At 39.5% G+C, this 13710-nt stretch carries 10 protein-coding genes; 4 read left to right on the top strand and 6 right to left on the bottom strand.

The window, feature by feature from the left end:
• Positions 1-125: 125 nt before the first annotated feature.
• Entirely contained in the window at positions 126-1691 is a 1566-nt protein-coding gene (gene ahpF / locus KTJ10_RS03650) for an alkyl hydroperoxide reductase subunit F (RefSeq protein WP_031946971.1), read from the bottom strand.
• A 256-nt stretch (positions 1692-1947) separates the two neighbouring features.
• Here ahpF and KTJ10_RS03645 point away from each other — a divergent pair, with 256 nt between their 5' ends.
• Positions 1948-2166 carry a DUF1653 domain-containing protein gene (locus KTJ10_RS03645; protein ID WP_004702746.1) on the top strand — a complete coding sequence of 73 codons (219 nt, stop codon included), beginning with the start codon at positions 1948-1950 and terminating at the stop codon, positions 2164-2166.
• A gap of 45 nt (positions 2167-2211) precedes the next feature.
• Positions 2212-2799 carry an O-methyltransferase gene (locus KTJ10_RS03640; protein ID WP_262441374.1) on the top strand — a complete coding sequence of 196 codons (588 nt, stop codon included), beginning with the start codon at positions 2212-2214 and terminating at the stop codon, positions 2797-2799.
• Between the two features lie 65 nt (positions 2800-2864).
• Here the strand turns inward: KTJ10_RS03640 and KTJ10_RS03635 are convergent, their stop codons facing one another.
• Both KTJ10_RS03635 and ahpC read right to left on the bottom strand, forming a co-directional pair.
• The gene (locus KTJ10_RS03635; protein ID WP_005070287.1) at positions 2865-3080 is read right to left on the bottom strand and encodes a KTSC domain-containing protein; all 216 of its coding nucleotides are present in this window, start codon (positions 3078-3080) and stop codon (positions 2865-2867) included.
• 194 nt (positions 3081-3274) lie between these two features.
• Positions 3275-3838, bottom strand: coding sequence for an alkyl hydroperoxide reductase subunit C (gene ahpC / locus KTJ10_RS03630; RefSeq protein ID WP_003652649.1), 564 nt, complete (start codon positions 3836-3838; stop codon positions 3275-3277).
• A 352-nt stretch (positions 3839-4190) separates the two neighbouring features.
• Here ahpC and hrpA point away from each other — a divergent pair, with 352 nt between their 5' ends.
• Both hrpA and KTJ10_RS03620 read left to right on the top strand, forming a co-directional pair.
• On the top strand, positions 4191-8048 hold the full coding sequence (hrpA, locus tag KTJ10_RS03625; protein WP_262441373.1) for an ATP-dependent RNA helicase HrpA: 3858 nt from the start codon (positions 4191-4193) through the stop codon (positions 8046-8048).
• 95 nt (positions 8049-8143) lie between these two features.
• Complete coding sequence (locus KTJ10_RS03620) at positions 8144-9250, top strand: beta-ketoacyl-ACP synthase III (protein WP_032004013.1); 1107 nt, start codon at positions 8144-8146, stop codon at positions 9248-9250.
• Positions 9251-9350: 100 nt separating this feature from the next.
• On the opposite strand, the gene KTJ10_RS03615 is transcribed toward KTJ10_RS03620, so the two are convergent.
• The 3 genes from KTJ10_RS03615 to benE form a co-directional block, all read right to left on the bottom strand.
• Positions 9351-10607 (bottom strand): OprD family porin, encoded by a 1257-nt coding sequence (locus KTJ10_RS03615; RefSeq protein WP_262441371.1) that lies wholly within the window; start codon positions 10605-10607, stop codon positions 9351-9353.
• A 44-nt stretch (positions 10608-10651) separates the two neighbouring features.
• Positions 10652-12010, bottom strand: coding sequence for an aromatic acid/H+ symport family MFS transporter (locus tag KTJ10_RS03610; protein ID WP_262441370.1), 1359 nt, complete (start codon positions 12008-12010; stop codon positions 10652-10654).
• Between the two features lie 479 nt (positions 12011-12489).
• Entirely contained in the window at positions 12490-13683 is a 1194-nt protein-coding gene (gene benE, locus KTJ10_RS03605; RefSeq protein WP_262441369.1) for a benzoate/H(+) symporter BenE, read from the bottom strand.
• Positions 13684-13710 lie beyond the last annotated feature (27 nt).

Below are 13710 nucleotides of genomic sequence, written 5' to 3'. Positions count from 1 at the left end.
TATAAACATAAAGTAAATGATTAATAAAGATCGAAAATTGTTAAGAAGTTGTAACTCTAGTATTAAAAAAGCCTAGCATTTTGTAATGCTAGGCTTGAAATAAATAATAATGATTTTGATCGATTTTACTGCCCAGAACGGATGATGTAATCAAACGCAGAGAGTGATGCTTTAGCACCTTCACCTGTAGCAATAATGATTTGCTTGTAAGGTACAGTCGTACAGTCACCGGCAGCAAATACACCTTGAACATTGGTTTCGTTGCGGTCATTCACAATGATCTCGCCACGGTTGGTTAACTCAACTTCACTGTCTTTCAAGAAGTCAGTATTTGGCAATAAACCAATCTGGACAAAGATCCCTGCAAGCTCGACCACATGCTCTTCATCAGTCGCACGGTCTTTATATTTAAGACCAGTCACTTGTGATCCGTCACCTAACACTTCTGTACTTAAGGCATTCATAATCACCGTTGTGTTTGGCAAGCTATGCAATTTGTTTTGCAAGACTTGGTCTGCACGAAGTTTGGTATCGAATTCAACCAGAGTTACATGCTCAACAATCCCCGCAAGATCAATTGCAGCTTCTACGCCTGAGTTACCACCACCAATCACAGCAACACGTTTGCCTTTGAACAGTGGACCATCACAGTGTGGGCAGTACGCGACACCACGGGTACGGTATTCTTGCTCACCCGGTACATTCATCTCTCTCCAACGTGCACCTGTTGAAAGGATTACAGTTTTTGATTCAAGTTTGGCACCGTTTTCAAGTTCAACTTCAACCAAGCCATTTGCAGTCTGGTTGGCACCCGTGATTTTGCTGACACGTTGCAGATTCATGATATCGACATCGTATTCACGGACATGTGCTTCCATCTCGGCAGCAAACTTAGGACCTTGAGTCTTTTGCACAGACGTGAAGTTTTCAATGTCCATGGTGTCCATCACCTGACCACCGAAGCGTTCAGCGACGATACCTGTGTTAATACCTTTACGTGCAGCATAGATTGCAGCTGTTGCACCTGCAGGGCCACCACCAATCACCAACACATCAAAAGCATCTTTGGCATTGAGTGCTGCTGCATCTTTTTCAGCTGAATTGGTGTCAAGTTTTGCCACAATCTCTTCAAGGGTCATACGACCTTGACCAATGTGTTCGTTGTCTTGGAATACCATTGGTACGGCCATGATTTTGCGTTGTTCCACTTCGTCTTGGAAGAATGAACCGTCAATCATGGTTGCCGTAGTGTTCGGGTTATAAATCGCGATCAGGTTAAGCGCCTGTACCACATCCGGACAGTTATGACAGCTGAGTGATACAAACACATCGAAGTTGGCTTTAAGGTTTAAACCTTTAATCTGGTTGAGCACTTCATCCGACACTTTAGGTGCATAGCCAGACACCTGTAACAGCGCCAAGATCAAAGACGTAAACTCATGGCCCATTGGTAAGCCAGCAAAGAACACACGAGGTTGTTCACCTGCTTTAGCCACACCAAAGCTTGGACGACGTGTATTGTTGCCATCAAAACGGGCAGTCACTTTGTCAGAAAGCTCAGCGATTTCACTCACCAGCTCTTTAATTTGAGCAGCTTTATCTGATTCATCTAAGGCAGCAACTAATTCGATTGGACTTTCTAGACGTTCTAAGTAAGCTTTTAATTGAGTTTTAATGTTTTGATCTAACATCTGTTTTTACTCCAATGCATCCAAATTCTTTCAATAGATGCATAGTACGTGAAAACACAAAATAGGTAAAACAGTATGTTTTTATATATTTGATCGGTTTTTTGAATTATTGAAAACATTCATAAATAAGATCAATAATTTATCTCTAAAATACGCTTTTTTATGTTTTGTAGTGTTTTAAAGTGAAAGTATTTAAAAATTTATATATGTTATATGGCTGTAAAGATTTTATGTCATAACATTAAAAGGTACTTTCATGTCATTGCAACGCGGCATTTATCAGCATTATAAAGGTAATCTATATCAAGTTTTTTCTGTGGCAAAACACAGCGAGACTGAAGAGGAGTTAGTCGTTTATCAGTGTCTTTATGGTGACTATTCAACTTGGGTACGTCCTCTAGATATGTTTACAGAAACGGTTCAAATGGCTGATGGAAGTATCGTGCCGCGTTTCAAGTTAATTCAAAGTACTTAACTCAAACGACTTTCATATAAAATAACGATTTTAAAGGGTGAATATATGCCAAATACTTTTTTCTTACAAAGAGTTGCAGATTTATATGACACCTTTAAACGACACGATGCCCAGCAAACAGATCGGCTACTACGTTATCGTAATATTGAAGCTGAATCTGCAAAGTTACTGTCGCAATTTATTCGAATGCAGCAAACCAAATCAATTTTAGAAATCGGGACATCAACAGGTTATTCTACTTTATGGCTTGCTGAGGCTGCTCAAGCTACTCATGGAAAAGTAACCACGCTTGAAATTGATGCCAAGCGTAGTAATGAAGCAAAACGCCATGCAACTGAACTGGCATTAGATGAATTGGTTGATTTTTGGGTGGGCGATGCAGCCTATTACCTAAAAGAAGCTCAGGAAACTTTTGATTTTATTTTGTTAGATGCTGAGCGTCCTGCTTATGAGAATTATTGGCTAGATTTAAAACGGCTGATAAAGCCAAAAGGTGGCGTACTCATTATTGATAAGGTTATTTCACATGCGGCTGAAGTCAGTTCATTCTTAGCTTTAATTAAAAAAGATGAAAATTTTATGAGCAGTATTTTACCTGTAGGTGCTGGTTTATGTATTGTAGTGGCAAGGTAAGCCATTTAAAAATCTGATTTATTCATTCATAAAGGCCTGTTTAACGCAGGCCTTATTTTATTATGTTATGAAGCATTCACTAAAGATAGGCGAGTAAAGTGTAAGTCGAATTCTAAATATTTATGTACAAAAGCAGCTTTGTCTGTTGATCGTAATAAGTTGTCATAAATAAATTCTGGTACAGGATGATAAAGTTCGCCCGAACCATCGCTATAAAATATTTTTAGATGACGTGAAGTCGCATTGTATTTCCATGAAGTGACTGCCACAGTATTCGCCATAAATTTTTCCCCTTTTATTTCATATTACTTAAGCTCAAAAAACATCGGTTATTTATTCGACATTACTCAAACTTCATGTAATGGGGAAGGGCATAATTGTAAAAGTATCAGTAGAAAATGTGATGTGCTTATTCAAAACAAAAGAACCATCCGATGAGGGATGGTTCTTTGAGTTTTTAAAATCTAATAAGAGATTAGATTTTACCAACTAGGTCGATAGATGGAGCAAGAGTTGCTTCGCCTTCTTTCCATTTAGCTGGGCAAACTTCACCTGGGTGAGCGTGTACGTATTGAGCAGCTTTTACTTTACGAAGAAGTTCAGATGCGTCACGGCCGATACCACCAGCGTTGAGTTCAACGATTTGGATTTTACCTTCTGGATCGATAACGAAAGTACCACGATCAGCTAAACCTTCAGATTCGATAAGAACGTCGAAGTTTTTAGAAAGAGTCCAAGTTGGGTCACCAACTAATGGGTATTGGATTTTTTTGATTTCTTCAGAAGTGTCGTGCCAAGCTTTGTGAGTGAAGTGTGTATCAGTAGATACAGCATAAATTTCAACACCAAGTTTTTGGAATTCAGCGTAGTTGTCAGCTAAGTCACCAAGTTCAGTTGGACAAACGAAAGTGAAGTCAGCTGGATAGAAGAATACAACAGACCATTTGCCTTTAAGGTTAGTTTCGTTAACTTCAACAAATTGGCCGTTGTGGTAAGCAGTTGCTTGGAATGGTTTAACTTCAGTATTAATCAAGCTCATCATTGTCTCCATGATTGAGGTTTATATTTAAACTTGTTTACGAGATGTAGAATAAATAAAAATTCTTTATTGGGGAAATAGTATTTTTACATGACTAAAATCGGAAAATCGAATAAGTGATAAGTTTACGATTTTTAAGTCCCCACACACTGTATTCGATTTGACTACAAAAACATGTAAATCAAATGACAGTTATCGTAAAAGAAACTTGCCTAACAACATGAAGTCTAGTGAATCAAAATTCAAGGGTAAAATTTTAAAAAATTAAAAATATATAAAAAACCAACTGTTTTACCTTATGGTCATTAGAGCGTAAAATAGAGGATTGTTGTATTTTCAGGAAAATTTGTCTGTGCAGAATGATTTAAATATTGATCAGTGGGTGATGGCAAGAGATCGTTACCGTTTAAATCGTTTGCGTAAAGATAAAAAAGCCAATACAGCAGAGATTGAAAAATTATTTGAACAATCTAATGCCAAAGTAAGGCAGCGATTTGAACGTCTTCCTAAAATCAAACTGAATCAGGATTTACCTGTTTCCCAATATGCAGACCGTTTAATTGATGCGATTCAAAAGCATCAGGTGATTATTGTGGCAGGTGAGACGGGTTCAGGTAAAACCACCCAGCTTCCTCAGATTGCAATGCTAGCGGGCCGTGGTTTAACGGGAATGATTGGTCATACCCAGCCACGTCGTTTAGCTGCACGTAGTGTTTCTCAGCGTATTGCAGAAGAAGTCGGCGAAAAGCTTGGCGAATCGATTGGTTTTAAAATCCGTTTTAATGAACAAGGTTCGCAGGACTCTATCGTAAGGTTAATGACCGATGGTATTTTGCTTGCCGAGTTAGGTAATGACCGTTATTTGTCTAAATATGACACGATCATTATTGATGAAGCGCATGAACGCTCACTCAATATAGATTTTATTATGGGCTATCTAAAGCAGTTACTACCAAAACGCCCAGATCTAAAAGTTATCGTGACTTCGGCAACTTTAGATGTAAATCGCTTTAGTAATTACTTTAATGACGCACCTATTTTTGAAGTAGAAGGGCGTAGTTATCCTGTCGAAGTACTTTATCGCCCAATTTCAGAAATGAATATCGGCGGTAGTGATGACGATGAGTTTGATGATTTTGAAGAAAACCTTCCGCGTGCAGTGGTACAAGCGGTAGAAGAATGCTTTGCTGATGCAGAAGCAAAAGGTCACCCTGAACATGCCGATATTCTGATTTTCTCAAGCACAGAGCAAGAAATTCGAGAGTTGCAGGAAACCTTGCAAAAGTACGGGCCAAGACATACCGAAATTTTACCTTTGTATGCGCGTTTAGCCGTTTCTGAACAGCAGAAGATTTTTAGCCCTGGCGGAAAAGGCCGTCGTATTATTATTGCGACGAACGTGGCCGAAACTGCACTTACGGTTCCAAATATTCGCTATGTGATTGATAGCGGTTTTGCTCGTATATCGCGTTATAACTATCGTTCACGTGTACAACGCTTACCAATTGAAGCAATTTCTCAGGCTGCGGCCAATCAGCGTAAAGGGCGTTGTGGTCGTATTGCTCCGGGTGTGTGTATCCGTTTATATAGCGAAGAAGACTTTTTAAGTCGTCCTGAATTTACCGAACCTGAAATTAAACGAACCAACTTAGCATCTGTTATTTTGCAAATGCAGAGCTTAGGGTTAGGTGAGTTAGAAAACTTCGATTTTATTGAGCCGCCAGATTTCCGCCTAGTTAATGATGGGCGTAAGTTGCTGATTGAGTTAGGCGCACTTAACGAAAAGAAAAATGAGCTGACTAAAGTCGGGCAAATGATGGCTCGTATGCCAATTGACCCGCGACTCGCTCGTATGATTGTTGGTGGTGCTCATTTTGGTGTACTCAAAGAAATCTTAATTGTGGTGAGTGCGTTAGCAGTTCAAGACCCGCGCGAGCGTCCAGCAGACAAACAAATGCAGGCTGACCAAAAGCATGCTTTGTTTAAGGAAGCAGATTCAGATTTTCTGTTTTATTTAAAACTTTGGGATACTTTAAATCCTAAAGGTGAAGCAGGGATGTCTGAAAATAAACGACGTCAGTTTGCTAAGCAGAATTTTTTAAGTTGGTTACGTTTACGTGAGTGGAAGCAGACACACCAGCAATTGGTTGAGTTAGCAGAAGGTTTAAAACTCAGCTTTAATGAAAAACCTGCGAATTATGAAAACTTGCACCGTGCGTTGCTGACAGGTTTATTATCGTTCATTGCTAATAAAACTGATGAACGTAATACCTTTATGGCGGTGCGTCAGCAAAAGGCTAAAGTTTTCCCTGCAAGTACGCTGCATAAAACCAATACCTCTTGGGTGATGGCTTTTGAGATGGTCGAAACCTCTCAAGTGTACTTACGTACTTTAGCCAAAATTGACCCTGAATGGATTTTGCTTGCTGCACGTGATTTATTGAAATATCACTATTTTGAGCCACATTGGTCTAAGAAAGCTGGGATCGTCAATGCGTATGCGCAAATTTCTTTATTTGGTTTAATTATTGAACCAAAGCGGTTAATTAATTTTGAGAAAGTTGACCAACCTGCTGCTCATGAGATTTTCTTACGCGATGCATTAACCACAGGTAACTTGGGTACGATTCCGCCATTTTTAAAACACAACTTACTTAAGCTTGAAGAAGTAGAGCGAGTTGAAGATAAATTGCGTCGCCGTGATTTGGTGGTGGATGAAGAAACAATTTATCAGTTTTATGCATCGAAAATTCCTGAGGAAATCGCGAGTCGCCGTAGTTTTGAAGACTGGCGTGCAACGGTAGAAGCAAATAATCCTCGTTATTTATTTATTGACGATGATGCGCTCTGGCTCAATGACCGACCAACAACTCAGCAATTTCCAGATCATTTGCACAATGGTCAGCTACGTTTAGCAACGACATATCATTTTGACCCGAGCCACGACGAAGATGGTGCCACTGTTCAAATTCCTGTACAGGCGCTGCCTCAAGTTGATGAAAATATATGGTCATGGGGAATTCCGGGTTGGCGACAAGATTTAATTGAGGCTTTACTCAAAGCTTTACCTAAAGACAAGCGTCGTAATGTGGTGCCAATTCCTGATACAGCTCGTAAGCTCATGCAAGGGGTTGATGCGGTACATTTACGTGAACATATTTTTAGTTATTTAGCTTTTGCCTTGCGTGGTGAGCAAATTACTGAAAAAGATTTCTCGTTTGAACGTATTGATCCATATTTGGTACCTTTCATTAAAGTGATTGATGAAAAAGGTAAGCTGATTGCGAAAGGGCGTGATTTACCTGAGTTAAAAGCACGTTGCCGCGTAGAAACACATCGTCCAGTTAAACAGCAAAAAGGTGAGTTTAAAAACTTTCCTGAAAACTTTACTTTTGAGGCCTCTCATAAAGTCACGGGCGTTGTAGTTAAACAATATCAGGCTTTAGTTCCGACCAAGGCTTTTGCTGACCTCGAAGCTAAAGATGAGTCAGGCATTGTTATTCAAACGTTTAACGATCAAGCTGAGGCGATTAAACAACATCGTGAAGGGATTATTCGTCTGGTCCATATGCAACTTGGCGATTTGGTTCGTCAGTTGAAAAAGCAGATTTCAAAACCGCTCGCGTTGGCTTATTCACCTTTGGGCGATAAAGCTAAGCTTGAGCAGATGTTAGTCTATGCAACGTTGCAGATGGCAATTACGACTTTGCCAATTAACGCTGATGAATTTAATAAGCTGCTAGATCAGGTCAAAAAGCAATTTTTGAGTTATGGTCAGCAAGCACTTGAGCAATTAAGTGATATTTATATTCAGTGGCAGCAAATCCGTCGTCAGCTTTTAGTACTTGATTCAGGCGTGTTTGGACGCAGTATTGATGATATTGAAGACCAGTTAGATCTCATGTCACTTGGTAATTTTGTTTATTGCCAACCGGTCGATCTTTGGCAGGAATATCCGCGATATTTAAAAGCGCTGCTATTGCGTTTAGATCGATTGCCAAATAGTCTACAGCGAGATCATGCCGCTATTGATGATGTCGATCCATGGATGGACAAGGTGTTTAAATTCAAAAACAACCCCAAAATCAAAGAATTGTATTTGATGTTGGAAGAATTCCGCATTTCTTTATTTTCTCAACCGATGAAAACCAAGATGCCTATTTCGCCAACTCGACTGCAAAAGTTATGGGATCGTTTGGGAATCAGTTAAGATAGATCGGGGTCTGTTTATGCTGTTGTTTAGCCTACAACGCAATTTATAAATGAAAGATTAACAGACCCTATTCATTTTTTTAGGAGTTTTACATGGGCATTCGTATCACAGGTACTGGGTTATTTCACCCAACAGAAATCATTTCTAATGAAGAACTGGCCGACAGTTTAAATGCTTATGTGGAACAATATAACCAAGAGAATGCAGAGAAAATTGCAGCAGGTGAGCTAGAAGAATTACGTGGTTCTAGTGCTGAATTTATTGAAAAAGCGTCTGGTATTAAGCGCCGTTACGTGATTGAGAAATCAGGTATTCTCGATCCAAATCGTTTGCGTCCTCGTTTGTCTGAACGTTCAAATGATGAACTTTCACTTCAAGCAGAGTGGGGCGTCATTGCTGCGAAACAGGCAATGGAAAATGCAGGCGTAACCGCTGAAGATATCGATGTTGTGATTTTGGCATGTTCAAACATGCAGCGTGCTTATCCAGCTGTAGCAATTGAAATTCAATCGGCACTTGGCATTCAAGGTTATGCCTACGACATGAACGTTGCATGTTCAGCTGCTACTTTTGGTTTGAAACAAGCAGCAGATGCAATTCGTTCAGGTGCTCGCCGTGTTTTATTGGTGAACGTTGAGATTACATCGGGTCACCTAGACTACCGTAACCGTGATTGTCACTTCATTTTTGGTGATGTTGCGACCGCTTCTATTATTGAAGAAACCACCACTAAAACTGGTTTTGAAATTTTAGATATTCATTTATTTACTCAATTTTCAAACAACATTCGCAATAACTTTGGTTTCTTAAACCGTAGCGAAGATGCGGTCGTTGATGACAAGTTATTCCGTCAAGATGGCCGTAAGGTATTTAAAGATGTTTGTCCATTGGTGGCAAAAATCATTAATGCACAGTTGGAAAAAATGCAGTTAACTGCAAATGATATTAAGCGTTTCTGGTTACACCAAGCCAATGCCAATATGAATGAATTAATCTTGAAATATGTGGCTGGTAAAGAGGCAGATCTAAGCCGTGCACCAATTATTCTAGATGAGTTTGCCAATACCTCATCAGCAGGTGTTATTATTGCTTTGCACCGTACAGGCCACGAAGTGGATGATGGCGAATATGGCGTGATTTCATCTTTCGGTGCTGGTTATTCAGTAGGTTCGATTGTTGTTCAAAAGCACGTTGCTTAAGTTACTAGATTAATTAAAAACGCTCGTAAGAGCGTTTTTTTATGGGTCGAAAATAATAAAGCGGACTAAAATTAGCCCGCTTCAATTGAATCAAAAATGATTAAAACTTTTTGGTGTAGTTTACAAACAGGCGATCTTCACCAAAGTCATTGCCGTGTTTTACATTGTAATCAATACGAATATATTGCAGAGCCACGCCTTTTAAGAACGGCTGTTGAAATGCATAGTTTAAAATCACATTAGACTCGGTTTCATGGTTTTTTTCACCATTGGCTGCTTTAAAGTCATGGCCATAGACATATTTCACCATCGCATTTAGGCCCGGTACATAGTCTTTAAAGTCGTAGCCATACATGACATGGTAAGACTTTTCATCTTCTTTAAAGAATCCAGTTGCGTTCCAGTTAATGAAATACGTCTCTGGTAAGAAACCATCCGGTAATGGATAAGCCGACTCACCCATAATTTGCTGGTATCCCAAGCCGAAGGTATGATTTCTTACTTTAAGTGTTTCTAGTACCCCGATGTTTTGCGCATCAATATCAAAAGTATTGCCATCATCTTTTGCATTGAAGTATTTAAACTTAGACGTAAGCGCAAAATTAGGTTGTTTCCAAGTATGTTCAAGCCCAACATAATGCTTATTATACAGATCTTCTAAATTACCAAAGTAGTATTCGCCCTTGAGTGAGGGGGTAAATTGATAGCGCAGATCTATGTAATTTAAACCATCAGATTCTTTAGTTATTCCATTTGCCGTGAATGAAAACTTTTTAAAGTCTTCTTCATTTCGTGGAGAGACTTTTTCCACTCGGCCAATTTCTGCATAAAGCTGATCTGAAAGTTGCGACTTAAGATTGGTTCCCCAATATGAAGCAAGCAACTGACGACTGGCATCCACAGCCGTTACAGGCAGGTCTAACCAGAGTTCACCGACACTTAGCAAGGTTTTGTCATAACCTAGTTTTAAAGTTGCTCCGTATTTTAAAAAGTCAGATGCTTGTGATTGAGTTTCTTTATTAAAAGGCAAAACTGTGTCCGCAACATGTTTGTCTGAACTTAAGCGCACGGCGTATTGAACAGAAGCATCTGCACCAATCGTGATTGGCTTATCTGCTATGACTAACGGGGTGTCATGCATTTTCGATTTATAAAATAATGATGCTGCTTGAGACCAACTACCAGTATCTTTAAGTACATCATTATCAAAATTACGGTTGATATAGGCGTTTTTTAAAGTGAATTTCCATTCATCTTCAGTTTGCTGATTTGGATTTGCAGCGAATGAATTGCCACACATCAACACTAAGGTTGCGAAAGTTAAAGCACATGGCTTAAAGCGATGTAATAATTCCATAATCCATTTCCAAAAAGATGCGCCAGTCCTCGGCGCATTTATGTTTACTGCTGGGGAAGCGTGTTTTGAGGGTTAAAAGTTGAAGGCGTTTGTGCGGCAACAGAGGCTTTTAGATTGACCATAAATATTGCAAGTGCAGCAATCACACCCGGAATTGCAATCGCTAAGAAATTCATTTGGTGAGGAAGCTCAAGTGTGAGTAGCGCTCCGGTTAAAACTGGTCCGATAATCGCGCCAATACGACCAATTCCAGATGCCCAGCCCATGCCAGTTGAACGAAGTGCTGTTGGATAGAACTGTGCCACGAAAGTGTAGAGTAAGATTTGCGAACCAATTGTGGCAGCGCCAGCAATCGCAATCAGGCTATATAAAATAAATTGTGGACTATTAATGCCAAGCAGAATTAAAGCTGCTGATCCCACAATAAACATAATGGTAATAACAGGTTTTAAATGGAATCTGTCTGCTAAAGCACCGCCACCAATTGCACCGACCATGCCGCCAATATTGAGTGCAAACAGGAATAACATGCTCGCACCTAACGAGTAGCCCGCTTGCAGCATGAGTTTAGGTAACCAGCTTCCTAAGGCATACACCATTAGTAAGCACATAAAGAAAGCAATCCAGAACATAAATGTGCTGAAGGTACGACCCTGCTGGAAAAGTGCACGGACAGGTGCATCTGTTGTGGTGCTCTCGTTTAATACCAGTTGAGTATTGGCGTTTACCTGAGTTTGAGGTGCAATTTTACTCACAATACTTTTCGCCTGTTCGCTATGGTTAGATTTCACTAAAAAGGCGAGAGACTCTGGCAAAAATTTCCAGATGAGTGGGAGCAGTAACAGGGGAATACCCGCAATTAAAAACATGATTTGCCAACCCATATCTTTAACGAGCCATGCACCGAGTAGAGCAGATGTCATGCCGCCAATTGCATAGCCACTAAACATGATTGCGACTAAGGTACTGCGGATTTTTTTTGGTGCATATTCGGTCATAAGTGCCACAACGTTTGGCATAACGCCACCAATCCCAAGACCTGCGATAAAACGCAAAATAGCAAACTCTGTTGGTCCTTTGGCAAAGGCACCCATAAAGGTAAATCCGCTAAATAAGGTGACACAAATCAGGATGGTCTTTTTACGTCCCAATTTGTCTGAAAGCGTGCCGAAAATCATGGCACCAAACATCATCCCGAATAGAGCAGCACTGGCGAGTAAACCAGCTTCAACAGCAGTTAATGACCATTGCTGCATTAACAGAGGAAGAGCAACCCCGTAAATAACTAAATCATATCCATCAAAAATAATAATAAGTAAACACCAGATTAAAACTTTCCAATGAAAAGAGGTAAAACTGGCTTTATCAATTAACTCATTAATATTAACCTTGCTCGTATTCATTTTCTTCACCTCCAATTTGTGAAGCATCGCGTTATTTTTTAATAAACTATTTTGTTATTGGATTAGAGTCAAAAACCTAATTGATATATCTTTATGTCTTTAAGGTATTGTGGTTTTATTGATTTAATTATTTGAAAAATATGTATTTATTTTTATTGTTTTAGCTGTCTTTGTTGTGTCTTTAAAATAGGGTTAAATATTGTATGATGAGAATTTTAAGGATTTTATAGGTACTTTTTTATAGATTTTATTGGTGAGAATCACACCTAAAAATATTGTTAAATTTATATTATAAATTGAAGTGAAAATATAAAAACAAAATACTAAAGTCTATTATTTAACTATTTTAGAGATTCATGTTAAAAATGAAATTTACTCTATATTCAATAAAAAATCGCCAAATCAGAATTAGTAAATTATTTGCATCCTGATGTGACGATTGAGGCTTTATTTTAGTGGTAGGCGCTTAGATAAAAAACTTAATTTGTGGATGGCGTTGAGCGTGGTGTGAGAATGAAATGGGCGATTACACCAATACAAATGCCCCAAAAAACTGAGCTTAATCCAAGAAAATGCATGCCTGATGCTGTTGCTAAAAAGGTAATAAGTGCAGCATCGCGTTGATTGTCATTTTTCATGGCAACAGAAATATTGGTCGCAATCGCTCCAAGCAAGGCTAAACCCGCCAGTGCTGCAACCAACTCTTTAGGAAGTAAACTAAATAGCATGACAATACTGCCAGCAAATAAGCCTCCTAAAATATAAAAAATTCCGTTGGCGATTCCTGCGATATAGCGTTTTTCTTTAAGTTCATGTGCATCTTTGCCCATACATAAAGCGGCGGTAATTGAGGCAAGCACAATGGTAATACCACCGATGCAAGCAACAGCTAAAGAGGCAATACTGGTAACAGTAATAATGGGTTTAGCTGGGGTGTCGTAACCGCTGAGTTTCATAATCGCCATACCCGGTAAAAACTGGCCAGTTAGGCTGACTAAAATGAGAGGAACGGCGAGGTTGAGTGTTGAGCTCCAAGTCCATTCTGGGCTAATCCACTGTGGGATCGCTAAACTAAAACTCACATCAACCGGATTCATTTTGCCTAAAATGAGGCTTAATAAAACTCCGGCTGCTAACACCCAGATCATGGTGTAGCGTGGCATTAATCGTTTGGCAATTAAAAAAACAATGAGCATGCTAAAGACAATAAAAGGCATGCTGTCGGACGAGGTAAATAGACCAATACCGAATTGAAAAAGAATACCAGCCATCATGCCCGCAGCGACATCTTGGGGAATCCACTTCAGTAACTTGTCGAAGTAACCTGTAACGCCAATTAAAAAAATAACGATGGCAGAAGTAATATAGGCGGCTACCGCTTCATTCAGTGAGACATTTGGAAATAGGGTAACTAACAGGGCAGTACCCGGTGCAGACCATGCGGTTATGACAGGCGTTTTATATTTAATTGAAAGATAAATACCTGAAACGGCGGCACCAATTGAGATTCCCCAAATCCATGACACCATCATGTCGGTGGATACATGGGCGCGCTGAGCAGCTTGAAAAAAAATAATCAATGGGCCTGAGTAAGAAATTAAAACCGCAAGAAAGCCAGCAACTGTTGCTGATATGGACCAGTCATTTTTTAACGTCTTTAACAGGGTTGCCATGTGTGATTGCCTCCATGCAAATCATGT

Source organism: Acinetobacter sp. WU_MDCI_Abxc222 (genome assembly GCF_025514755.1).
Classification (GTDB): domain Bacteria; phylum Pseudomonadota; class Gammaproteobacteria; order Pseudomonadales; family Moraxellaceae; genus Acinetobacter; species Acinetobacter geminorum.
Note: the sequence above shows the minus strand (reverse complement) of the source record. Positions and strands in the feature narration are given on the sequence as shown.

Excerpts from the sequence above, each read along its gene's own strand:
- ahpF (WP_031946971.1), bottom strand. The coding sequence starts at position 1,691 with ATGTTAGATCAAAACATTAAAACTCAATTAAAAGCTTACTTAGAACGT.
- KTJ10_RS03645 (WP_004702746.1), top strand. The coding sequence starts at position 1,948 with ATGTCATTGCAACGCGGCATTTATCAGCATTATAAAGGTAATCTATAT.
- KTJ10_RS03640 (WP_262441374.1), top strand. The coding sequence starts at position 2,212 with ATGCCAAATACTTTTTTCTTACAAAGAGTTGCAGATTTATATGACACC.
- KTJ10_RS03635 (WP_005070287.1), bottom strand. The coding sequence starts at position 3,080 with ATGGCGAATACTGTGGCAGTCACTTCATGGAAATACAATGCGACTTCA.
- ahpC (WP_003652649.1), bottom strand. The coding sequence starts at position 3,838 with ATGAGCTTGATTAATACTGAAGTTAAACCATTCCAAGCAACTGCTTAC.
- KTJ10_RS03620 (WP_032004013.1), top strand. The coding sequence starts at position 8,144 with ATGGGCATTCGTATCACAGGTACTGGGTTATTTCACCCAACAGAAATC.
- KTJ10_RS03615 (WP_262441371.1), bottom strand. The coding sequence starts at position 10,607 with ATGGAATTATTACATCGCTTTAAGCCATGTGCTTTAACTTTCGCAACC.
- KTJ10_RS03610 (WP_262441370.1), bottom strand. The coding sequence starts at position 12,010 with ATGAATACGAGCAAGGTTAATATTAATGAGTTAATTGATAAAGCCAGT.
- benE (WP_262441369.1), bottom strand. The coding sequence starts at position 13,683 with ATGGCAACCCTGTTAAAGACGTTAAAAAATGACTGGTCCATATCAGCA.